The organism is Micromonospora echinospora, from assembly GCF_900091495.1.
In the GTDB taxonomy this organism is placed as follows: domain Bacteria; phylum Actinomycetota; class Actinomycetes; order Mycobacteriales; family Micromonosporaceae; genus Micromonospora; species Micromonospora echinospora.
Window position 1 is genome coordinate 4,905,092 of the sequence record NZ_LT607413.1, and the last position, 21,314, is coordinate 4,926,405.

At 69.3% G+C, this 21,314-nt stretch carries 20 protein-coding genes and 3 pseudogenes; 15 read left to right on the top strand and 8 right to left on the bottom strand.

The genetic code is table 11. The features are described 5' to 3' along the window. Positions 1-47 precede the first annotated feature (47 nt). The 11 genes from GA0070618_RS22080 (at position 48) to npdG (ending at position 12,004) form a co-directional block, all read left to right on the top strand. On the top strand, positions 48-935 hold the full coding sequence (locus GA0070618_RS22080) for an SDR family NAD(P)-dependent oxidoreductase (RefSeq protein ID WP_088983331.1): 888 nt from the start codon (positions 48-50) through the stop codon (positions 933-935). Positions 936-1,086: 151 nt separating this feature from the next. Next, on the top strand, positions 1,087-2,256 hold the full coding sequence (locus GA0070618_RS22085; protein WP_197701586.1) for an acyl-CoA dehydrogenase family protein: 1,170 nt from the start codon (positions 1,087-1,089) through the stop codon (positions 2,254-2,256). Between the two features lies 1 nt (position 2,257). Then, positions 2,258-3,079 (top strand): SDR family NAD(P)-dependent oxidoreductase, encoded by an 822-nt coding sequence (locus tag GA0070618_RS22090; RefSeq protein WP_088983332.1) that lies wholly within the window; start codon positions 2,258-2,260, stop codon positions 3,077-3,079. Continuing rightward, the gene (locus GA0070618_RS22095) at positions 3,076-4,263 is read left to right on the top strand and encodes a thiolase family protein (protein ID WP_088983333.1); all 1,188 of its coding nucleotides are present in this window, start codon (positions 3,076-3,078) and stop codon (positions 4,261-4,263) included. Before GA0070618_RS22090 ends, GA0070618_RS22095 begins: the two co-directional genes overlap by 4 nt. A 1-nt stretch (position 4,264) precedes the next feature. Then, complete coding sequence (locus GA0070618_RS22100) at positions 4,265-5,233, top strand: amidohydrolase family protein (RefSeq protein WP_088983334.1); 969 nt, start codon at positions 4,265-4,267, stop codon at positions 5,231-5,233. After that, complete coding sequence (locus tag GA0070618_RS22105) at positions 5,230-6,804, top strand: class I adenylate-forming enzyme family protein (RefSeq protein WP_088983335.1); 1,575 nt, start codon at positions 5,230-5,232, stop codon at positions 6,802-6,804. Before GA0070618_RS22100 ends, GA0070618_RS22105 begins: the two co-directional genes overlap by 4 nt. After that, entirely contained in the window at positions 6,801-7,688 is an 888-nt protein-coding gene (locus tag GA0070618_RS22110; RefSeq protein WP_088983336.1) for an LLM class F420-dependent oxidoreductase, read from the top strand. The genes GA0070618_RS22105 and GA0070618_RS22110 overlap by 4 nt, the downstream gene beginning before the upstream one ends. Before the next feature lie 75 nt (positions 7,689-7,763). After that, entirely contained in the window at positions 7,764-9,470 is a 1,707-nt protein-coding gene (locus GA0070618_RS22115) for a flavin-containing monooxygenase (protein ID WP_088983337.1), read from the top strand. Positions 9,471-9,516: 46 nt separating this feature from the next. Further along, positions 9,517-10,296 (top strand): electron transfer flavoprotein subunit beta/FixA family protein, encoded by a 780-nt coding sequence (locus tag GA0070618_RS22120; RefSeq protein WP_088983338.1) that lies wholly within the window; start codon positions 9,517-9,519, stop codon positions 10,294-10,296. Positions 10,297-10,308: 12 nt separating this feature from the next. Continuing rightward, entirely contained in the window at positions 10,309-11,268 is a 960-nt protein-coding gene (locus tag GA0070618_RS22125; RefSeq protein WP_088983339.1) for an electron transfer flavoprotein subunit alpha/FixB family protein, read from the top strand. Between the two features lie 55 nt (positions 11,269-11,323). Beyond that, on the top strand, positions 11,324-12,004 hold the full coding sequence (gene npdG / locus GA0070618_RS22130; RefSeq protein WP_088983340.1) for an NADPH-dependent F420 reductase: 681 nt from the start codon (positions 11,324-11,326) through the stop codon (positions 12,002-12,004). A 242-nt stretch (positions 12,005-12,246) separates the two neighbouring features. Here npdG and GA0070618_RS22135 read toward each other — a convergent pair whose 3' ends face one another. The 4 genes and pseudogenes from GA0070618_RS22135 to GA0070618_RS34820 all read right to left on the bottom strand — a co-directional run bounded on the left by GA0070618_RS22135 (position 12,247) and on the right by GA0070618_RS34820 (position 14,745). Further along, positions 12,247-12,576, bottom strand: coding sequence for a hypothetical protein (locus tag GA0070618_RS22135; RefSeq protein WP_088983341.1), 330 nt, complete (start codon positions 12,574-12,576; stop codon positions 12,247-12,249). 394 nt (positions 12,577-12,970) lie between these two features. Further along, entirely contained in the window at positions 12,971-13,261 is a 291-nt protein-coding gene (locus GA0070618_RS22145; RefSeq protein WP_088983342.1) for a hypothetical protein, read from the bottom strand. A 414-nt stretch (positions 13,262-13,675) separates the two neighbouring features. Then, positions 13,676-13,987, bottom strand: a pseudogene (locus GA0070618_RS22150) (hypothetical protein); the annotation flags it as partial. 194 nt (positions 13,988-14,181) lie between these two features. Next, entirely contained in the window at positions 14,182-14,745 is a 564-nt protein-coding gene (locus tag GA0070618_RS34820) for a DUF4303 domain-containing protein (RefSeq protein WP_088983343.1), read from the bottom strand. 54 nt (positions 14,746-14,799) lie between these two features. On the opposite strand from GA0070618_RS34820, the gene GA0070618_RS34825 reads away from it, so the two are divergent. Continuing rightward, positions 14,800-15,309 (top strand): SUKH-4 family immunity protein, encoded by a 510-nt coding sequence (locus tag GA0070618_RS34825; RefSeq protein WP_231931932.1) that lies wholly within the window; start codon positions 14,800-14,802, stop codon positions 15,307-15,309. Here GA0070618_RS34825 and GA0070618_RS22170 read toward each other — a convergent pair. Beyond that, positions 15,278-15,703, bottom strand: a pseudogene (locus GA0070618_RS22170) (SDR family oxidoreductase); the annotation flags it as partial. The gene GA0070618_RS34825 and the pseudogene GA0070618_RS22170 sit on opposite strands and share 32 nt — an antisense overlap. Between GA0070618_RS22170 and GA0070618_RS22175 the strand changes: the two are divergent. Next, positions 15,629-16,409: pseudogene (locus GA0070618_RS22175) on the top strand (transposase family protein). The pseudogenes GA0070618_RS22170 and GA0070618_RS22175 overlap by 75 nt on opposite strands. Positions 16,410-16,705: 296 nt before the next feature. After that, positions 16,706-17,431, top strand: coding sequence for a hypothetical protein (locus GA0070618_RS22180; RefSeq protein ID WP_088983345.1), 726 nt, complete (start codon positions 16,706-16,708; stop codon positions 17,429-17,431). 138 nt (positions 17,432-17,569) lie between these two features. On the opposite strand, the gene GA0070618_RS22185 is transcribed toward GA0070618_RS22180, so the two are convergent. The 3 genes from GA0070618_RS22185 to GA0070618_RS22195 form a co-directional block, all read right to left on the bottom strand. Continuing rightward, a complete protein-coding gene (locus tag GA0070618_RS22185) occupies positions 17,570-17,773 on the bottom strand; it encodes a cold-shock protein (protein ID WP_088983346.1) in 204 nt (67 codons plus the stop codon). A 584-nt stretch (positions 17,774-18,357) separates the two neighbouring features. Beyond that, the gene (locus GA0070618_RS22190) at positions 18,358-18,798 is read right to left on the bottom strand and encodes a hypothetical protein (protein WP_088983347.1); all 441 of its coding nucleotides are present in this window, start codon (positions 18,796-18,798) and stop codon (positions 18,358-18,360) included. 22 nt (positions 18,799-18,820) lie between these two features. Beyond that, positions 18,821-19,735, bottom strand: coding sequence for a hypothetical protein (locus tag GA0070618_RS22195; protein WP_088983348.1), 915 nt, complete (start codon positions 19,733-19,735; stop codon positions 18,821-18,823). A gap of 185 nt (positions 19,736-19,920) precedes the next feature. Here GA0070618_RS22195 and GA0070618_RS22200 point away from each other — a divergent pair, with 185 nt between their 5' ends. Continuing rightward, positions 19,921-21,303: an alkaline phosphatase PhoX gene (locus GA0070618_RS22200; RefSeq protein ID WP_088983349.1), complete on the top strand. Its 1,383-nt coding sequence runs from the start codon at positions 19,921-19,923 to the stop codon at positions 21,301-21,303. Positions 21,304-21,314: the final 11 nt, after the last annotated feature.

Sequence of the window (21,314 nt, forward strand, 5' to 3'; positions counted from 1 at the left end):
CGCATGAACCGGCCGGCGCGTCGCCGGCCCCGACTGACAGGAGTTCCATGAGCGAGATCAGGCTCGACGGGCGGGTCGCGATCGTGACCGGTGCCGGGCGTGGCCTCGGGCGGGAGCACGCGCTGCTCCTGGCGGGCCGGGGTGCCCAGGTGGTGGTCAACGACGTCGGTGACGGGGACGCCTCCGGGGCCTCGCCCGCCCAGCAGGTCGTCGATGAGATCCGCGCGGCCGGTGGCGCGGCGGTCGTCGACGACACCGAGGTCGGCACCGCCGAGGGCGCCGACCGGATCGTCGACCGCGCCACCTCGACGTACGGCCGGCTCGACATCCTGGTGAACAACGCGGGCATCCTCCGCGACCGGTCCTTCGCCAAGATGTCGGCGCAGGAGTACGAGGCCGTCATGCAGGTGCACGTGGGCGGAACCTTCTGGATGTCCCAGGCCGCCTGGCCGGTGATGACCGGCCAGGGGTACGGGCGGATCGTCAACACCACGTCCGCCGCGGGACTCTTCGGCAACTTCGGTCAGGTCAACTACGCCGCGGCGAAGGCTGCGATCATCGGCATCACCAGGACCCTCGCGATCGAGGGCGCTCGCAGCGGCATCCGGGTGAACGCGATCGAGCCCGGTGCCCGTACCCGGATGACCGAGAACCTGCTCGGGGACCTGGCCGACAGCCTCGACCCGGCGCTGGTCGCGCCGCTGGTGCTGTGGCTCGGTGCGCAGGAGTGCGAGGCGACCGGCGAGGTCTACAACGTCGGCGGTGGGCGGGTGGCCCGCGTCGTGGTGGCCCAGACCCGGGGTCTGTTCGCGCGTGACCTCACCGGGGAGCAGGTGCGTGACGCCTGGACGGAGATCAACGACGAGTCCACGGCGACGGTGGTCACCGACTTTCGGCAGGAGATGGCGATCCTCACCGACCTGCTGGGTCGCTGAGGCGGCGGAGGGCGCGGCAGTGGGCGTCATAAAAAGCAAGCACTTGCTCAATAATCGAGCAGTTGCTTTACTGACGCCAGTGCCCGCGCTCCCCGTGGACATGCCGGCAGAGCGAGCGAGGGTGTCCCCGCGGGGGTGCCGAGGAGGAGCCGTGCCCGAGCTACGAGACCCCGACCACGAGCTGATCGCCCGGGCGATCAGGGACCGGTTGGCGGGCTTCGACGACGACTACTGGTTGGCCTGCGACCGTGAGCACCGGTTCCCCTGGGAGTTCTTCTCCGCCATGGCGAAGGACGGCTGGGTGGGCATCGCGGTTCCCGAGCAGTACGGCGGTGGCGGCCGGGGGGTGACAGAGGCGGCGATCCTGCTGCGAGAGGTGGCCGCCTCGGGGGCGGCGATGAACGGCTGCACCGCGCTGCACATGAACGTCTTCGGTCTTCAGCCCGTCATCAAGTACGGCAACGAGCGGCTCAAGGAGACCTTCCTGCCCAGGGCCGCCGCCGGCGACCTGCACGTCGCCTTCGCCGTCACCGAGCCGGACGCCGGGACCGACACCTCGCAGATCAAGACCCGGGCGGTGCGGGACGGGGAGAACTGGCGCATCAGCGGCCAGAAGATCTGGACCAGCAAGGCACTGGAGTCGTCGGTGGCGCTGATGCTGGCGCGGACGGCCCCCGCGCCCCGGGATCCGGCGCGACGCTTCGACGGCCTGAGCCTCTTCCTCGTCGACCTCGACCCGGCCCACGTGCAGATCCGTCCCATCCCCAAAGCCGGACGCAACGCCGTGGCCAGCTGCGAGACCTTCTACGACGACCTGCCGGTCGAGGGCTGGCGACTGATCGGCGAGGAGGGCAAGGGCTTCAAGCACATCCTCGCCGGCCTGAACCCCGAGCGCGTCCTCATCGCCGCGGAGGCCGTCGGGATCGGCCAGGCCGCCCTCCGTCGCGCCACCGAGTACGCCAAGGTCCGGCGGGTCTTCGACCGGCCGATCGGCAGCAACCAGGCGCTGAGCCACCCGCTGGCGGACGCCTACGCGCGGCTCGAGGCGGCGTGGGAGATGACGCTCGTCGCCGCGGCCAGGTACGACGCCGGACTCTCCTGCGGGGCGGAGGCCAACATCGCGAAGTACCTGGCCGCCGACGCCGGGTACCAGGCGGCCGACCAGGCGGTCCAGACCCACGGGGGCCTGGGGTACGCGCAGGAGTACCACGTGGAGCGCTACTGGCGGGAAGCGCGGATCATGCGCCTGGCGCCGGTGAGCCAGGAGATGTCCCTGAACTTCATCGCCCAGCAGGTGCTGGGTCTGCCCAGGAGTTACTGAGATGCGCCGCTTCGAAGGTCAGGTCGCCTACGTGCTGGGTGGCGGCAGCGACGGACCGGCGCGCCCCGGCGAGAAGCTGCCGATGGGCAACGGCCGGGCCATCGCGCTGCGACTCGCCGCCGAGGGGGCGCGCGTCGTCGTCGGGGACAAGAACCTCGACCGGGCGCGGCTGACCGTGGCGCACCTGGCGACCCCCGGCCTGGCGGTCCGGGTCGACGCCGCCGACCCGGCGCAGTGCGCGGCAGCGGTAGCCGCAGCGGTCGAGTTCGGCGACGGGCGCCTCGACGTCGTCGTCTGCAACGTCGGCATCTCGGGGCGCGAGCCGGTCAAGGTGCAGAGCCTCGCGGACTGGGACCTGGCAACCGAGGTGAACGTCCGCTCGCACTGGCTCACCGCCCAGGCGGCGCTCGGCGGCATGCTGGAACGCCGACACGGCGTGTTCGTCTTCGTCGGCTCCACCGCCGGTGTGCTCAGCAGCCGCCGGTCCCTGTCCTACGAAGCCACGAAAGCGGCCCAGCTCGCCGTGATGCGGCACGTGGCGGTCCGGTACGCCGACCGTGGCGTCCGGGCGAACGCGGTGGTGCTCGGCAACATCGACTCCGCCCTGGTCCGGCGGGAGTTCGGCGACGCCGGCACGGCACGGGGAAGCGTCGTGCCGATGCGCCGCGAGGGGCGGCCCGAGGAGGTGGCGGGGGCGGTCGCGTTCCTCGCCAGCGCGGATGCCGGCTACGTGACCGGCCAGAGCTTGCTGGTCGACGGGGGAGTGAGCGCCGCGTGGCCGGTGCCGCCCAGGCCGTCGGCCGAGGTGGAGGAGAAGCGATGAACGGGTCCGTGGTGGTCAGTGGCGTCGGGATGAGCCCTTTCGGCAAGTTCCTCGACACGTCGATGAAGGACCTGGCCCGCGTGGCCGTCGACGCCGCGCTGGCCGACGCGCAGATCGGCGTCGGCGACGTGCAGGCGATGTTCTTCGCCAACGCGTTGGCCGGACTCATCACCGGTCAGGAGTGCATCCGGGGTGAGGTGGTCGGCTATCCGCTCGGTCTCGCCGGCATCCCGATCCACAACGTCGAGAACGCCTGCGCGTCGGGCGGCAACGCGCTGCACCTGGCGTGGATGGCCGTCGCCTCCGGCATGTACGACACGGTGCTCGCACTCGGCGTCGAGAAGGCCAACCACCCCGACCGGCAGCGCATGTTCAGTGCCTACTCCGCCGGTGCCGACGTCGAGGAGGCGTTCCGGACCGGCGACGGTGCCGGCGTCGACCGCAGCCCCTTCGTCGACCGTCAGGCCGCGCTCGCCGCGGCGCTCTTCGACGAGCGCGGGGTGACCCTGGCGGGTCTGGCCCGGGTCGCCTCCCGTTCCCTGAACAGCGCGCGGCTCAACCCGTACGCCCACCGTCGGTTCGGCGCGACCCCGGAGGAGGTCCTCGCCGCCCGTACCGTGGTCGCGCCGCTGACGGTGCTGATGAGCTCACCGGTGAGCGACGGCGCCGCCGCGGTCGTGGTGACCAGCCGGCCGGAGGCGGTGGCCGCACATCGGTCGGTCCGGATCCTCGCCTCCCAGCTGCGCACCCGACCGCCGAAGGACCAGCCCGACGCGCCCAACGCCGTCCAGGCGGCGTCGCGGGCGGCGTTCGAGCAGGCCGGCCTCGGGCCCCGGGACATGGACTTCGCCGAGGTGCACGACGCCTCGGTCGCCTACGAGCTGATGGCCTGGACCGACGTGGGGCTCTGCGCGGACGGCGAGGAGCAGCGCTGGATCGACGACGGCGTCACCGATGCCGGGGGACCGATGCCGGTCAACCGTTCCGGCGGGCTGGTGGGGCGCGGGCACGCGCTCGGTGCCAGCGGGCTGGCGCAGGTCCACGACGCGGTGGCACAGCTACGCGGCGAGGCCGGGCCGCTGCAACTGACCGGGGCGAACCGGCGCGCGGTCGTCCAGATCGGTGGTGGCGTCGTCGACTGGTTGACCGCCGCCTCCACCGTGCACGTGCTGGGACGGGACTGACATGGTCGCCCCGGTCGTCGACGCGCACATGCACGTCTGGGACGCGTCCTGGCTGCCGGAGGGGCTGCGCCGGGCCTGGGCCCGCCAGGGTGCGGGACGCCGCCTGCCCGAGCGCGACCCCGAGGAGATCCTCGGTCACGTCGCCGTCGGGCAGAGCGACCCGGACGCCACGCTCACGATGGCCGCCTTCGACCGGGCCGGGGTGGCGGCCGGGCTGGTGCCGGTCGTCGACTGGACGATCGTCGGTGCCCCCACCGGGACGCACCTGCCGATCGCCGCCCTCAACGCGCGCTACGAGCAGCTAGCCCAGGAGCACGAGGGCCGGTTGTACTTCTGCGCCGGTCTGGATCCCCGGCACCCGGATGCCCGGGAGCTCTTCGCGGCGGCGCTCACGCACGGGCACTGCAAGGGCGTCAAGCTCTACCCGGCGGCGGGCTGGGATCTCCAGGACCCCGCGTACGCGTGGCTGCTCACCGAGCTCCAGGAGCGCCGGCTGCCGGTGGTGGTCCACTCCAGCCCACTCGGCGGTGACCCGTTGCAGGTCGACCGGTGCCGGCCCGCGCGGATCGCGGCGGCCCTCGCGAGCTACCCCGGCCTGCGCCTGGTCTTCGCCCACGCCGGGCTGGAGGCCTGGTGGGCCGAGGCGCTCGACTGCGCGACCGGCTGGCAACACGTCTACCTCGAGCTGTCGTTGTGGCAGCGGTGCGCGGCGGAGGACTACCCCGAGTTCCGTCGCCGGGTCCGCCGGATGCGTGCGCAGCTCGGTGCCCACCGGCTCATCTTCGGGTCGGACATCATCCGTGGCCCGCGCGAGGACCCGGACGGAGCGCACCTCGAGCGGTGGATCGGCCTGGTGCGGGACCTGGCGACGCCGTACGCCGGGGACCGACCCGTCCTCAGCGCGGAGGAACTCGATCTCTTCCTGGGCAGCAACGCGGTTCGGCTCTACGACCTGAAGGAGTATTCATGACCGAGGAGACACTCGGGGAGGTCTTCCGCAAGGCGGGCCGGCGGTTCGCCGGCAACGTCGCGATCACAGCCCTGGGGGAGCAACGCACCTTCGCCGAGGTGATCGAGAACGGGTGGCGGCTCGCCCACGCGCTTCGGGACCGTGCTCTCGCGCCCGGCGCGTCGGTCGCGGCGATGCTGGGCAACCGTGTCGAGTCCCTGGAGGTCTACGTCGGTCTGGCACTGGGGGGCTACACGGCCGTCCACGTCAACGACCGGCTGACCGCCGCCGAGGTCGACCACGTCCTGACGGACTCCGGGGCGGCGGCTCTCGTGCACACCGAGGGGGTGAGCCCGGTCGCGGCGCAGGTGAGCGCGACCGAGGGGTTGGCTGCCTGGTTCGCGATCGACGACCAGCCGCCGGCCGGGGCGACCAGGTACGCCGACGCGCTCGCCGCGGCCGACGCCACCCCGCTGCCAATCGACCGCAACCTCGACGACATCGCGTTGGTGGGCTACACCAGCGGCACGACCGGGTTCCCCAAGGGGGTCCGGGTCAGTCACCGGGCGGTGGTCAACTGCATCAAGCTCGTGCCGGCCGCCTACCGACTGCCCCTACAGGGGCACGCCGCCTTCCCCGGTGGCTGGTCGTTCGTCTCCGGTCTGTGGGGCGTGATCTTCCCCCACTTCTACACCGGGGGCACGGTCGCCTTCATCCCCGGCGTCAGCCCGCAGGAGTGGGGCCGGCACATGGTCGAGCACAAGGCGACCTTCACCCTGGGGCTCACCCCCCTGATCCCGGGCCTGCTCGCGGCGCTGGAGGCCCACCCGGAGGCGCTGTCGACCCTGCAGTCGGTGCTGCACTCCGGTGGTCCGCTCCCTCCCGAGCTGGCCCGCCGGCTGGTCGACGTGATCGACGACCGGTTGGTCGAGACCTGGGGGATGACCGAGGTGGTCGGCCCGATCACCATCACCAACCGCAGCGACTGGACGGGGCACTCGAAGGCCCGCGACATCTTCGCCTCCGTCGGGCGGCCGTTGCCGACCTCGTCGGTCCGGGTGGCCGACCCGGAAGGCCGGACCCTCCGCGACGGTGAGGTCGGCGAACTGCTCATCGAGGCCGACACGATGTTCTCCGGATATCACGGCCAGCCGGAGAAGACCGCAGCCGTGCTCCGCGACGGCGAGTACTTCACCGGTGACCTCGGGTACCGTGACGAGGCCGGTTACTTCTACCTGACCGGTCGGGTCCAGGATCTGATCATCAGCGGCGGCGCGAACGTCTACCCGGCCGAGGTCGAACGGGTGCTGCTGATGATGGACGACGTCGTGGACGTGGCGGTCTTCGGCCTCGCCGACGAGAAGTGGGACGAGGCCGTCTCCGCCGCGATCGTCCGGGCGCCCGGTTCGACGGTGACCGAGGACGAGGTCCGGCAGTTCGCGCGTACGCAACTGGCCGGGTACAAGAAGCCCGTCCACATCTTCTTCACCGACCAGCTTCCGCGCAACGCGAGCATGAAGGTCATGAAGCACGTCCTGAAGGAGCGCTTCGCCGACCAGGTGAAGACCGCGTCGGAAGGAGCGTCGGCATGAGGAAGCTGGGCATCAGCGAGTTGTTCCCGGGAACGGGCCCGCGCTCCGGAAGCTGGCCGAACGACGCCGCTGCGCTCATCGAGGAACTGGGGTACAACTCGGTCTGGTTGCCCGAGCACGTGGTCTTCTTCCCGTCATACCGGTCGCAGTACCCCTACGAGTCGGGTGGCGCCACCGAGGTCCACCGCACGCTGGGCGTGCACGACCCGTTGGTGGTGGCGGCGTCGATCGCGGCGAGCACCCGCCGGCTCCGCATCGGGACGTACGTCTTCGTGGTTCCGCAGCGGAATCCGATCGTCACGGCGCGGCAGGTCGCGAGCGTGGACCAGCTCAGCGGTGGGCGGTTCGAGTTCGGCGTGGGCGTCGGCTGGTCCGAGGAGGAGTACACGGCGCTCGACGTCCCGTTCGAGCGGCGTGGCGCCCGGATGAACGACTATCTCGCCGCGATGCGTGAGCTGTGGTCGCCGAAGGAGATCAGCGAGTACCGCGGCGAGTTCATCGAGTTCGAGCCGCTCTACTGCTTTCCGAAGCCGGCGCAGCAGCGGCTGCCGATCATCGTCGGTGGCAACTCGGACTCCACGTTGCGGCGGATCGTGAAGTACGGCGACGGGTGGGCCGGGTACAGCCGGACCCACGAGGACATCCGGATCTTCGTCGAGCGGCTGGGTGCGGCGATGGCCGCGGCCGGGCGGGACATGTCCGAGCTCTCCCTCAAGGTGGGCCGGCGCAGCAAGGGGGCCACGGAGACGGACTGGGAGGACGACCGCACCTACATCGACGAGGCCTTCCGCCTGGGCATCGACGAGGTGGTGGTCTCCCCGCGCATCGGTGACGAGAACTACGAGCGGGACATGCGGCGGTACGCCGAGATCATCGGGCTCTGATGGTGCTTTCGCCTCCTGGCCCGTTGCGATAGACTGGAAAAAGTGCAGCAAGCGCTTGATTGATCGGAGTGGCGCATGGCAACGAAGGTGGACGAGGCAGGTGACGCCTCCGCTGTCGACTACCTGATCATCGGCGCGGGGGTCTGCGGGCTGTACCAACTCCGCCAACTGCGGGAGATCGGTGCCGACGTCCGGGTCGTCGACGCCAACGCCGGCCTCGGTGGCACCTGGTACAAGAACCGCTATCCCGGGTGCCGTTTCGACTCGGAGTCCTACACCTATCAGTACTCCTTCTCGGAGGAACTGCTGAGCGAGTGGGACTGGACCGAGAAGTTCGCGGCCCAACCCGAGACTCTGTCCTACCTGGAGTACGTCGCCGACAAGTTCGACCTGCGGCGGCACATCACCTTCAACGCGCGGGTGGTGCGCGCCGAGTGGTCCGAGGACGACTGGCGGTGGACTGTCTCGTTCGAGGACGGGTCGCGGATCCGCGCGAAGTTCGTGCTCTACGCGATGGGCCTGCTCTCCGTCCCGACCTATCCGCGGGTGGCCGGCCGCGACTCGTTCCAGGGGCTGGAAACCCACACCTTCGACTGGCCGGAGGGCTACGACGTCACCGGCAAGCGGGTCGCCGTCATCGGAACCGGTGCCAGCGGCGTCCAGGTCATCACCGACGTCGCCGACAAGGTCGACCAGCTCTACGTGCTCCAGCGGGACGCCAACTGGTGCGCCCCCCTCGGCAACGCCCCGATCAGCCCCGAGGAGATGGCGGAGCTGAGAGCCCGGTACGAGGAGATCTTCGCCTGGTGCCGGGAGACACCCGCCGGCTTCATCCACCGTCCCGACCGGACGCTGTCGACCGACGTCAGCAGGGAGGAGCGCCTACGGCACTGGGAGGAGCTGTACAACGGCCAGGGCGCCGGGCTCTACATGGGCAACTACCGCGACTGCATCATGGAACCCGGCCCGAACCGCGAGCTGTCGGAGTTCGTGGCCAGCAAGATCCGCCAGCGGGTCCGGGACCCGGAGGTGGCCGAGCTGCTGATCCCCAAGGACCACGGCTTCGGGACCAAGCGGGTCGCCGGTGAGTCGGGTTTCTACGAGGTCTTCAACCAGCCGAACGTCGAGCTGATCGACCTGATGGCCCAGCCGATCCAGGAGGTGACCGAGACCGGGATCCGACTGGACACCGGCGCCGGCACGGTCCGTGATCTCGAGCTGGACGTGATCGTCTACGCGACCGGCTTCGACGCGGTGACGGGACCCTTCGACCGGATCGAGATTATCGGCACCGACGGCGTCCGGCTGAAGGAACGCTGGAAGGACGGGCCGGAAACCTGCATCGGCGTCCAGGTCAACGGCTTCCCCAACATGTTCGTCCTGGTCGGGCCCCAGTCCGGATCGGCTACCGCCAACTTCCCTCGGGGCATCGAGGACGTGGTGAACTGGATGACCGAGACCGCACGTCACATCCAGGAGCACCGGATCGGACGCTTCGAAGGGCGCCGCGAAGCGGAGCTGGACTGGCTGGAGCACGTGCGCGAGGTGAACGCCAAGCTCCTGCTGTCGCAGACCCAGTCGTGGTTCAACGGTCACAACATCAACCTGGACCGCGACGATCGCCCACGGGTGATGGTCTATCTCGGTGGGGCCCCGCGTTACCGCCGCCGCCTTCAGGCAGAGGTGGAAGGCGGATACCCGAGCTTCCGGCTGACGGTCGACCCCACGACCGCCGAACCGGCGCGCGTGGGCGTGGTGACCGGGTTGGCGTCCGACAAGTGACCGGGCGAGCGAGAGCAGCACCAAACAGGAGGGTCGTCGAAGCGCGATGAACATCGTCGTACTCGTCAAGCAGGTGCCCGATTCGGGCGCGGACCGCAACCTGCGCAGTGACGACAACACCGTCGACCGCGGTTCGGCGAACAACGTGATCAACGAGATGGACGAGTACGCCATCGAGGAGGCGCTGAAGATCAAGGAGGCGCACGGCGGCGAGGTCACCATCCTGACCATGGGTCCGGACCGGGCGAGCGAGTCGATCCGCAAGGCGCTCTCCATGGGGCCGGACAAGGCCGTCCACGTGGTGGACGACGCGCTGCACGGCTCCTGCGCGGTGGCCACGTCGAAGGTCCTCGCCGCCGCTCTGGCCACGCTGAACGCGGATCTGGTGATCTGTGGTGCGGAGTCGACCGACGGTCGGGTGCAGGTGATGCCGCACATGCTCGCCGAGCGGCTGGGTGTCGCGGCGTTGACCGGTGCGCGCAAGCTCATTGTCGACGGCGGCCAGCTGGCGATCGAGCGGCAGACCGAGGAGGGGTACGAGGTGGTCACCGCCTCGACCCCGGCCGTGGTCTCCGTGTGGGACACCATCAACGAGCCGCGCTACCCGTCCTTCAAGGGCATCATGGCGGCCAAGAAGAAGCCCGTGCAGACCCTCTCCTTGGCCGACCTGGGCGTCGTGCCGAGCGAGGTCGGCTTCGACGGCGCGACCAGCACCGTGCTGGAGCACAGCAAGCGCCCGCCGCGCTCCGGCGGCGAGAAGGTCACCGACGAGGGCGACGGCGGCGTCAAGCTGGTCGAGTTCCTCGCCACCGAGAAGTTCGTGTGAGGGGTCAGGGACATGTCTGAGGTTCTCGTCGTCGTCGAAGCCACCCGGGAGTTCGGCGTCAAGAAGGTCACCCTGGAGATGCTCACCCTCGCCCGCGAGTTGGGCACTCCTGCCGCGGTCGTTCTCGGTTGTCCGGGTGTGGCCGAGACGTTGAGCGCCAAGCTCGGCGAGTACGGGGCGGAGAAGATCTACGCCGCAGAGAGCGAGGAGATCGACGGCTACCTGGTGGCCCCGAAGGCCACCGTCCTGGCGGAGCTGGTCGGTCGGGTGCAGCCTGCGGCCGTGCTGCTCGCCTCGGCCCAGGAGGGCAAGGAGATCGCCGCCCGGCTCGCGGTCAAGCTGGACAACGGCATCCTGACCGATGTGGTCGGGCTCGCCGCCGACGGCACCGCCACGCAGGTGGCGTTCGCCGGTTCCACGATCGTCACGTCCAAGGTCACCAGAGGCCTGCCGCTGGTCACCGTCCGGCCGAACTCGGTCACCCCGGTCCCGGCGGCGGCCTCCCCGACGGTGGAGCAGCTCACCGTGCAGGTCGGTGAGGCCGACAAGCTGGCGACGGTCGTGGAGCGGGTGGCGGAGCAGAAGGGTTCGCGGCCGGAGTTGACCGAGGCGTCGATCGTGGTGTCCGGTGGTCGGGGCGTCGGCAACGCCGACAACTTCAAGCTGGTCGAGGAGTTGGCCGACCTGCTTGGTGGTGCGGTCGGGGCGTCCCGGGCGGCGGTGGATTCCGGTTACTATCCGCATCAGTTCCAGGTGGGTCAGACCGGTAAGACGGTCTCTCCACAGTTGTATGTGGCATTGGGTATCTCGGGTGCGATCCAGCACCGGGCGGGTATGCAGACCTCGAAGACGATCGTCGCGGTCAACAAGGACGGCGAGGCGCCGATCTTCGAGCTGGCCGACTTCGGGGTGGTGGGTGACCTGTTCAAGATCGTCCCGCAGGTCGCCGAGGAGATCCGCAAGCGCACGTGACGGGCGGCACCGCCGAACCGACCAGCCCGTCCCGTTACCCGAACAGGAGTAGGACGTGACAGCTCTCCCACCCGAGTCGCTCGCCGGCAAGACCATCGCGGTCCTGGGTGGCACCGGCCCGCAAGGCCGTGGCCTGGCCCGGCGATTCGCCGCCGCCGGGCTGACGGTGGTCATCGGTAGTCGCGACCGGGAGCGCGCCGCCGGCACCGCCAGCGAGCTGACCGGGGCGACCGGCCGTCGTGTGTCCGGCACGGACAACGCCGGCGCGGCCGCTGCCGGGGACATCGTGGTGATCGCCGTGCCGTGGCAGGGCCACGCCGACCTGCTCAAGGAGTTGGTCACCGTGCTGGCGGGCAAGCTGGTGGTCGACTGCGTCAACCCGCTCGGCTTCGACAAGCAGGGGGCCTACGCGCTCGCCGTCGAGGAGGGGTCGGCGGCCCAGCAGGCACAGGCGCTGCTGCCGGAGAGCACCGTGGTCGGGGCGTTCCACAACGTCAGCGCGGTCAAGCTCGACGACCCCAAGATCGCCTCGGTCGACACCGACTTGCTGGTGCTGGCCGACGTAAGAGAGGCGAGCGACCTGGTGCAGGAACTCGCGAGTTGCATCCCCGGCGTACGAGGCGTGTACGGGGGGCGGCTCCGCAACGCGCACCAGGTCGAGGCGCTGACCGCGAATCTCATCAGCGTGAACCGGCGGTACAAGGCGCACGCGGGGATCCGGATCACCGACATCTGACCGGCGTCGCGCGGCGGTCGCCCACGGCATCGCAGGCGAGCGCTCGCGACTCCTGGCCATGGCGCGACGGTGCACAGCCCCCGTCCCCGTGCGGTAGCGAATTCGCGCAGGGACGGCCCGTCACCGTTGCGGCTCTCTCGCGTCTCGTCGCGGTCGACCACGGCAGGTACCGCCGAGGGCCTTCGGCACTGCCGCGACGGCGGCCGACTCCAGTCAGCTGCGATCGGCCGGCGGACGTACCGTCATGGGTTCTCGGCGAGGAAGGCCGCGAGGGGGGCGAGGAGCCGGGCCGGTGCCCGGTTGATGCCGTCGTGGCCGCAGCGTGGCACCGGTAGCACCCGCATCCGGGGCAAGGCGGGTTTCAGGGCCGCCGCGATGGCGGGATAGTGCGGCGGGCCGGCCTGCCCGTAGGCGAACAGCACCTCGGCGGTGACCCCCGCGTACTGCTCGGGCGGCCCGTCGTGCGCCGCGACCTGGGCGGCCTCGTCGAGGGTGGGGTTGAGCAGGTCGGCCATCGTCCGGCTGACGCGGATCCGCAGGAGCAGCCGACAGATGGCGGTCTGGGCGCCCATCGGCAGTCGTGTGGTCGGGAGCGGCGGGTCGCCCAGGGTCGGGCACTGCTGGTAGACACCGGGAGTGGCGTACCAAAGCGCTGGATTCTCCGGAAGGGATCTATGCAGTGTGGCGGGACGCGGTTGAACGGTCGCGTGAGCTGGTGGCCGAGGTCATCAAGGAACGTGGGCTTGTCAGACCGGCATCGTTTCCCTGGCCGGACGGTCGCCGGCCCTTGCCCATCGGTGCGAAGAGGTCGACCAACAGCTCGGGGAAGCAGTCCCCGGTCATCGCGCCGTCCGCGCGGCGTCCGAGTTCGAAGTCGAGGAAGAGCCCGCCGTTGCCGCACAGGATCGACAGTCGCGGAGTGGTTGCCGGCGGCCTCTATCGTCCGCAGGGCGGTGACCTTCACCGTCACTCCTGCTGCCAGCCCGCCTTTCCCAGGAGCCCCAGAACGGTCTGCGTCAGCGCGAAGAACGCCCAGAGGAACGCCCAGTACTGCATGGGGATCGAGTACAAGCGGTGTTCATTGTGGTAGGTCTTCGGGTCGTCGGTGCGGTTCACCCGCCGCCCGACGAACCACGTCGCGATACCGGCCACGAGGAAGCCGCAGGGTACGCCGGGGTAGCCGCCGAGCTGGTATCCCACGGCGACCGTGACGGCGGGAAAGATGACCGCCAGGATGCCAGCGCCCGACCACCACATGTCGTCTCCAGCGATCGACGGCAGGACGGGCCTCAGCCTATCGAAACCCCACCCACCGGGGTCCCATCGGAGTACCTGATCGCAGCCTACGGAGGTCAGATCCGCGTCCACCGACGCCGCCGCGATCTGGCATCAGTGGCGGGAGAAACAATGGTCGGACAATCCCTTCTCCCAGCGACTCAGGATCTTCGAGAAGCAGGGATACTCCAGCCTGACCTGGACCAACACCGCCCCGGCTGCAGGAGCCGGTACCAAACGGGACCAGATCCATGCGATGCGTATTTGTGGCAGCGGCGGGCGGTGACGGTCTCGATGCGGGTCATGTCGGCGGGCGACGGGTTACAACTACCTGCTGCGCACCGTCATTGCGGGCGACCGCGACCGCTCGTTGAGCACACCTTTGACGCGTTACTACAGGCTGCTCTCCTGCATCGCGGTGGCGACCGCGATGACCCAGCCACGGCCCGGTACCCCGAGCTGGGTGCCGGTGGTGACGATCGCCGCCGCGTTGGCGACCTGATCGCCGTCCCACTCGCCGATCGCCGGCCAGACGCCGGGCATCCTCGGCGGGCTGGGGGCGGTGGAACTCGCTGACGGAAGGTAGATCGGTAGGCAGGTCCCGGCGGCGGTACCGCCGCCGAGCAGGCCACCCAGCCCACCCGCGCAGAGCACGAACACGTGCCGGATGAACGACGGGGACCTGTACGGAGCGCCCTGGTACGGCACGTACGTGGCAGGGCGGATGATCCAGTTCAACACCTCATCGCCGTATGCGAACGCACGCCGTCGTATCCGCGCCTGGCTGCGTGAGAGCAGCCTCGGGACGCGTCTTCCTCGGGGTTGTGGTCAGCGGACCGGGATGCTTGCCGCCCGCCTCGGTCATCCGCACCGGCGAGGTCGGCCGTTGAATCGGCTGGAGGTCACGTCTGCTCGAACTCGTGCAGGTACTCGGCCAGGTCGAGGACGGTTGCGAGCACCGGCGAATCGACGCTCGCCCGGATCAGATCGACCTGCTCGTCCCCGCGTTGACCGTCGAGGATGACGACGACGAAGTCGGCCGGAAGCAAGCGGTGGATGCCGCCCTGGCGAGCGGTCGCGGTCATCGCCCTGCAGACCCGGGCCATGGCGCCGTCGTGTGCCACCTCGAGTGCGCCCGCCGCCTTGCCTCGTTCGGCGTCGGTGCGGTTGGGCGAGAGGAACTCCTCGGTGAGGCGGTGGTACCACGGCCGCATCGCCTCGCTCGCGGCGTCCAGGACGTCCCACCGCCATTCCGGCGGGGCGAACCGCGTTGAGTAACCGTGGTTCTGGTGCACCGCGGCCTCGGTGTTAGCGGCGAGAGCCGGCGGGAGGATTTCGATGTCGTCGCTGTAGAAGAGGTGGAAGGCCGCGGCGTACAGCCGCTCGCCCGGATGCGCCGCAGCGAGGTCGGCCAGGGCCTGGCATCCATTGTCATGCCATGCCGTCTCGAAGGCGTCCCAATCCACTGACGCACGCTACCGCGTCACCGGCTCACCGGCTGAAATTATGGTGGCTGGATGATGACGGCCGACCGTGAGATCGCGACTGCGCTGATCCCCCTCACGACCGGCGAATCGATCGTTCCGTACCCGGGCGTGTGGGCGGACACCCCGTACGAGGTGCGGGCCGGACGGCCGGTGATCGCCGAGGATCCGGGCCTCAGCGCACTGGTCGTGGACCGCGACCGCGGCACGGTGCTGCTGCTCGACGGCCACGGCGAATCCGTGGTCAACAGTTCCCTGGCCGCGCTGGCCGAGTGCGCGCGCCGCTACTCGGCGGCGATCCGCACGTCCGACGCCGACGACGAAAGCTGGATAGCCATCGGTACGGATCTGCTGGCGCAGATCCGTATCATCGACCCAGGCGTCGCCGACGCTGAGGACAGCTTCTGGGCCGTCGCCGCCGAGGAACTCGGATACGGCATGCACACCCGGTCTGGATGTGACGGGCGCCGCGAGACGCGAGGAAGTGGACGGTGGTTGCCACGTCGTCCGGCGTACCGGCGCGGCCGGTGTGGGTGGCGGCGATGAGTTCGTCGCGGCGTTCGTCGGCGAGCTGGTCACGGAAGAACTCGGTGTCGGCGATGTACCCGGGCGCGACCACGTTGGCGGTGACTCCATGGGCCCCGAGTTGCGCGGCGAGATCGACGTTCCATGCCGCTACGGCCGCTTTGGCTGCTCCGTAGGCGCCGGCTCCCGTGTCCGCGGCGATTGATCCGATGGTGATGACAGATCCACCCCGGACGAGTCGTTCCCTGACCGCTGCGGTCGTCAGCACTGCGGTGAGGGCGCGAAGCTCCAGTAGGACAGCCGTCGACCAAGACTCGAAGCCCCGCCCGGGAGCCTCGCCATGCTGTCTTACCCCGCCACGATTCCGTTGTCCAGCCGCACCCTGAACCACCTCGCCGAACGCATCCGCGGCCACCGTAAACAGCGCCGATCCCGGTGGCGGCGTCTCGAACCCGGCCGGCAGGCGCTGCTCGCTCTGGCCCATCTGCGTAACGGCGACACCTACACCCGACTCGCGGCCGGCTTCGAGATCGGCGTCGCCACCGCCTGGCGGTACGTGCAGGAAGCGATAACCCTGCTCGCGCCGGCCGCCAATGACCTGGCCACCGCCATGGAACGGATCCGCCGACTGGCGTACGCGATCCTGGACGGCACCCTTTCCGACCGACCGGGTCGCCGACCAGCGGCCGTACTACTCCGGGAAACACAAGCACCACGGCATGAACGTGCAGGTCATCGCCGATGCCGCTGGCCGGCTCGTCTGGGCTTCACCGGCGCTGCCCGGTTCGGTCCATGACCTGACCGCAGCCAGGACCCACGGCATCGTCGAGGCGCTGACCAGGGCAGACGTGATGACCTTCGCCGATAAGGGCTACCAAGGAGCCCGCGGCAGCGTGCGCACTCCGTTCAAGCGGCGCCGCTTCCGCCCGAAGCTGTCACGCCGGCAGAAGGCCGTGAACCGCGCCCACGCGAAAATCCGCGCCCGCGGCGAACGCGCGATCGCCACCCTCAAGACCTGGAAGATCCTGACCAAGCTGCGCTGCTGCCCACGGCGAGCAACCCCGATCGTCCAGGCCGTCCTCGTCCTACACCATGTCGAAGCCAATCGCTACGCAGGATAAAAAAGGCTGGTTCTGTGAGTGATCTTGGTGCGGTTCACGATGTGGCGAGGACGCGTTAGGCAGCTGACACCCGCCGGTTGATCCCGCTGCTGGGGCAGGTTCGGGTGCCCCGCACCGGCGGCGTGGGCCGGCCACGTGAGCGGCCCGCCAGGCAGAAGGGCCTGGTCGCCGTTGCCGGCACCTGGACGACCGAGCTGCACCGGCAGTAGAGAACGGACGTCCTCGCGAAAGGCGGGCAGTGGCCAGCGGATGCTGGGAACCTGGCCCACCGTACCGACATCCAAGCCGGTATGCCTATGCGCCGGATGATCATTGTGGGCGTTGTCTTGGCGGTCGTCGTCTCGGCGCTGACCATCGCGGTTACCACGACCGGGAGGCCGAAGCCAGCCTGCGGTTGCAGTATCGAACCCAATGTTCGGGATCCTGCCCACGACGCGGCCGTACGGTTCGAGGCCCTGGTTCGGCGAGGCGATGTGTCCAGCGCCTGGGAGATGCTGACCGACGGGGCGCGGTCTCGGTACGTGGATGTGGCCGGCTTTCAAACCATCTTCGACCGTCTCGGCAAGGCGCTCCGCGAGGCCGACCCCAATCCCGGCGGGGATCGCGCGGCGACTGGCTGGCTTGCGGTGGACGACCGGTTGCACTACAACACGCCGAGCGAGGTCGTGGTCGTGCGCTACTCGACCGGCCCGACGCGACTGGTCTGGCCGCTCCTGATACTCGTGCCGCTCGGTCACGTCGGCGATGAACGCATCGATCCCGAGCTGCCGACGCTGCGGCTGACTGCCCTCAGCGATGGCGACGGGCTACGGGTCGAGCTCCCGGACGGCGACCTGAGATCAACCTCGTTCGTGGTGATCGACAGCGCCGGACAGGACACGCTGCCGAGCCGGGAGCACGTGACCGAGGACGTGGACAGGTTGACGTGGAGTGCACCGTTGCGGGGCCCGGTCGTGGCCATCGCGATCGAGAAGAGCGGGACCGCTCTGCGGGTGGGCGCCGCTGCCGCCATCGTTGGTTGACGACCACTCGCACGCACGACCGCAGCGATGCGCGCGCCAGTGGCGGCGGTGAGATCGGCGCGCGGGTCCCGGTAGCGTGGAGGAAGCGCCGAACGGCGGCCCGCTGAACCAGTCGGGCCGCCGTTCGCAAGTTGCGGATCAGAGTGAGCGGATGTTCTCCGCCTGCAGGCCCCTCTGGCCCTGGGTGATGTCGAACTCCACCCGCTGGTTCTCGTCGAGGCTGCGGAAACCGCTCGCCGAGATCCCGGAGAAGTGGGCGAAGACGTCAGCGCCGCCGCCGTCCTGGGCGATGAAACCGAAGCCCTTGTCGCCGTTGAACCACTTCACGGTACCTGTAGCCATGTCTGCTCCTTCGCAGGCTGTTAGAGACCGCACTGCGCGGACCCTTACGCCGCCGCGTTGATCACCCCGCGCCGGAACCGACACGACAAACGAAAAAACGCCTGTATGGGTTTCAGATAACCCCATCAGGCGTCGAAAACGTCTACGGAAATCAAAACTGCAACTGGGATACCATAGCACAGATCGCGAATCCGGCCGGGTTCTACCGCCAGTCGCTGCCCCCCGACCTGACGTCGGTGACCATGTCCAGGCTGGCGGGAGGGTTGCCCGACGGCGAAAGTCACCATCGTGACCTCGGGAGTATGGTTCCGGCCACGGGCAGCGAGCACGGTGACGACGCGGCCGTGTTGCTGTCGGCGATCTTCACCGTGGTCAAGGTCCCGCCGCTGCGGCACGCGGTCTCACCCTTGGCCCGCTGATCCGAGCGCACCAACGGGTGAACACGTCCGCGGCGAACGCCTCAAGCCGTTGCCGCACCACGGAAAGCTCATCAGGGGTCACGACACCATCGAACTACCCGGACCAGCCCGAGCACCCAACGACGCGCCAACCTAACAAAGCACTACCAGGGAAAGTCCAGCTCCCTAGGGAAAGTCCAGCTCCGCCGTCACCGGCTGGAACAGCTCGGCCGCGCGCTCCGGGTGGTGGCGGTCCAACTCGGCCCACCAGGCCGCATGGCGTACGAGAAACACGTGTGTGTCCGAGTAGTACGAGTCGCGGACGAGTCGCGCGTCGTACTTCGGAGCGAGGATCCGGATGACGGCACGGATCGTCTCGTACCGGTTGGCCAACGTCCCCGGCAGCGTCACATGGTGGGAGATCCCGTTGTAGGTGATGGTGAGCCCATCGTCGGTGTGCTCCGATCCCAGTTCGTCGCCCTCGTCGAGGAATCGGCCGAAGTCCCAGACGACTTCGGTGTCGTCCGCCCGCCAGTCGATCACAGCGGTGTTCCTGGCGTTGCCGAGGTACCCGTCCACCTGTTCGGCGTCGCCGTCGATGAGGACCCTCTCGATGATCTCCGTCACGGCATCGGATACTAGTTCTCAATCAGCTCCTTTGGGGCCGCCAGGTACTCGAACCCTGAACCCGCCGATCATCGACCCGTGGTCGACCGCCGGTCACCGCCGACGGTAGGTACCTCGACAGGGCTTCCCACTCGACGTCAGACAACTCGTAACGACGACCCACGCGCTGCATCATCCGACCCCAAGATCCTTTGAAGACACCTCCTAGCAGCGTCCGGTAGTCCTCCGGCGGACGGGCGGAGAACGAGCAGTTGCGCAGAGTGCCCCTGAAGATGCAGTCGACCAGAACCACGACCCGGCACTCCCAGTCGGCCATCGTCCGGGTGAGGTCGTCCACGACGACCAGACCGCCGGTGGGCGAGGGCCGCAGGGCGAGACGCACCCGCGCGACGTAGTCGGCCATCGCGCTGTACAGATCCTCGTCGGTGGCGGGATTGGGGCCTGGCGTGCCGGCGACGGCAGCTCCGAGTTCGGCGAACCGACGTGCCTCCTCGATGGGGTACGGCAGCCGCCGCGGTTCCTCGACATCAGGAATGGCGCTGGGGTCGGCTGCGGCGGCGCGGTACGCGGCCACGGGCTCACCCGCCACGGCGGCCAGCAGCACGTAAGTGACGAGGTCAGCCCACCAGGCGACCACCCTTCGACTGGCGTCACGAAGATCGTGAGCGGCTTGATGGGCATGGGAAAGACGAAGCGAGGTGAGCGCCCGCGTCGGGTTGGGCCGGCTCCAACAGCCGGGACCGCCCTGCCCCTGCACCGGCGGTCGCTCTTTGTCGTCGCTGAGCTCGCTGGCCGTGCGCTCGGCGGCGACGGTGTCCGCCATGAGCTGTTCGGCGACGGCAGCGAGATCGGCGAGTACGGCATCGACGGTCTCATCGGTCCGGCTCACCGGAGCGGCGGGGGCAGCGGGGGCGCGGTTATGGCAGGTGTCGCTCACAACCCGGAGGTGGTGACGACCAGCAGATGAAAGACGTCTCGTAGCTCGGCGGCCGGTCCATGGTGGATCATGTCGGGATGTAGGTGATTTCGGCAGCCCGCCCGGACTGGATCTTCCCGTTCACCGGGCTGCAGCCCGCCCGGTTCCGCTGCTTGATGATCAAGATAGGAGGCTTGTCTGTGTCTATGTCTCGCCGCCAGTTCCTGTCCCGCTCGGCCGGAGCTGGTCTTGCTGTGGCCGTGGTCGGTTCGGTCGACGCCCTGTTCACTGCGGCACCCGCGTTGGGGGTGTCCGGCCCGGAGATCGGGTACGGTCCGCTGGTGCCTGACCCGGCCGGCATGCTCGACCTGCCGGTGGGCTTCCGCTACACGGTGCTGTCGCGCGAAGGCACCGTACGGCCGGACGGTGGCATCGTGCCGAGCCGGTTCGACGGCATGGGTGCGTTCGCCGGCGAGGCGCGCGGTACTCGCCTGGTCCGCAACCACGAGTGCTCGCCGACCGCGAAGATCACGGTCGTGGCTCCGCCGGAACGCACGTACGACCCGGCCGCCGGAGGTGGGACCAGCACACTCGCCGTCGACGCGGCGAACCGCGCCGTCGCTGAGCACGTCAGCCTGGGCGGCACGGCCATCAACTGTTCCGGCGGCCGGACGCCGTGGCACACCTGGCTGACCTGTGAGGAGACCGAAGACAAGGCGGGGACCCGCGGGTACACGAAGGACCACGGGTTCGTCTTCGAGGTCGACCCGTACGACAGTGCTCGCAACACAGATCCGACACCGCTGACCGCGATGGGTCGGTTCCAGCACGAGGCGGTCGCCGTCGACCCGGACACCGGCATCGTCTACGAGACCGAGGACGCCTTCGTGGCGCCGCTGGGCAGCTTCTACCGTTTCCTGCCGAACCGGCCGCTCGGCGGCCACGGGAGCCTGCGGGCAGGCGGTGTGCTGCAGGCTCTGCACGTCCCGGACCTGTCGGACCTGTCGGTGGTGACCGAGGCGGGCACGTCCTTCTCCGGCGTCGAGTGGCTTGACGTGCCGGACCCGCTGGCAACGACGGAGTCGGTCCGTGCCCAGGACTACCGCAAGCCGATCACGGGTGGGTACAAGATCGAGGGCGCCTGGTGGGGGGAGAAGGACAACTGTGCCTACTTCGTCTCGTCGTTCGCCCGGCGTGAGCTGGGCTCGGCCCGCGACCACGACGGCCAGGTCTGGCGGTACGACCCGCGAGCCAACACGTTGCGGCTGGAGACCATCTTCACCCGTCCGACGCCGGCGCCGGAGAACCCGGAGTTCGACTCCCCGGACAACATCTGCATGTCGCCGTACGGGGGCCTGATGATGTGCGAGGACGGGATCGGGGACCAGCACATCCTCGGTACGACCGCCGACGGCGAGGTGTTCGTCTTCGCGCGTAACCGGGTCAACGTCGGCACCGATGAAGACCCGGAGTACGGCGAACTGGCCGGAGCGACGTTCTCCGCCGACGGCCGGACCATGTTCTTCAACGTCTACAACCCGGGTATCACGTACGCCGTCACCGGCCCCTGGAACCGCCGCCAGGGCTGACCCCCGCAGCG